Source organism: Actinosynnema sp. NPDC023658 (genome assembly GCF_040639995.1).
GTDB lineage: Bacteria > Actinomycetota > Actinomycetes > Mycobacteriales > Pseudonocardiaceae > Actinosynnema.
On the sequence record NZ_JBFAAX010001509.1, the window covers coordinates 1 to 1,026 of the forward strand.

The following is a 1,026-nucleotide window of genomic DNA, read 5'->3' on the forward strand; positions in this document are numbered from 1 at the left end:
CTGGTCCTCGGCATGACCGGCGCGTTCCTCGCCGCCGGCGCGGTGATCGGCGGCGCCAGGCGGTACGCGACGAGCCTGCGCGGTGGGGACAGCGCGTACAGCATGCTGTTCATCGCGGTCTTCCTCGGCCTGGCCGCGGGCATGGCGGCCGCGCCGAAGCTGTCCCGCCGGGTGACCTACGACCGGCTGTTCGGCCTCGCGATCGTCGTCGCGGGCCTCGGTCTCACCGTCGTGTCGCTCGCACCGCACCTGTGGTTCGCGCTGGCCGCCGTGGCGCTGGTCGGCGGGGGCGCGGGCATCGCGTTCCTCACCGGGCTGACGATCATCGGCACGCGGGTCGAGGACGCCATGCGCGGCCGGATGGTCGCCCTGGTCCAGTCGCTGATGAAGGTCGTCCTCGGGTTGTCCACCGTGCTCGGACCGCTGTTGATCACCCTGGTCGGCCCCACCGCCGTGACCGTCTTCGACCGCTCGTTCGACGTCGACGCCACGCGGCCGGTGCTGCTGGGCGCGGGCGTGCTCGCGACCGCCGTGGGCTTGGTGTCGTACCGGTGGATGGACGACCGCGCGCGCCGGGCTCAGTCCTCTTCGGGCAGTTGACGTGGCGGGCTGACGATGCCGTCCAGGCCGTACCGGTCGTCGACCTCGCGCAGGTCCAGGGTGATGCCGGGGCTGTCGGGCTCGGCGAGGATCGGTTCGAAGCCGTCGAAGTCGACCTGCACCCACGGCGAGCCCTCGTCGTCGACGATCGGTTCGGTGAGGTCGTAGGTCTCGCCGGTCTCCGGGTCGGTCCACTCGGTCGGCAGCTCGGCGGCGAACCGCGCGGGCACGTCGAGGCCGATGGCGCGGTGCGCGTCGAGGTCCCACACCCGCAGCACCCCGTCGCGGTCGCCCACCAGGAGCAGCGGTCGGCCGTCCAGCGCGCCCCTGGCGACGGCGGTGATGCCCATGGCGACCCGGCCCTCGGTCAGCGCGGGGCCGACCTGGGTCCGCGTCCGCTGGTCCCACAGCCGGACGGTCTCGTCG

The 1,026-nt window shown here is 73.5% G+C and carries 2 protein-coding genes; one reads left to right on the forward strand and one right to left on the reverse strand.

What is annotated here, in order from left to right:
* Nucleotides 1-600: MFS transporter (locus tag AB0G02_RS42160; protein WP_360806780.1), on the forward strand; the 600-nt coding region annotated here is incomplete at its 5' end.
* Here the strand turns inward: AB0G02_RS42160 and AB0G02_RS42165 are convergent.
* Nucleotides 579-1,026 (reverse strand): hypothetical protein (locus AB0G02_RS42165; RefSeq protein WP_360806783.1); only part of this gene is annotated, 448 nt, incomplete at its 5' end. The two genes, AB0G02_RS42160 and AB0G02_RS42165, sit on opposite strands and share 22 nt — an antisense overlap.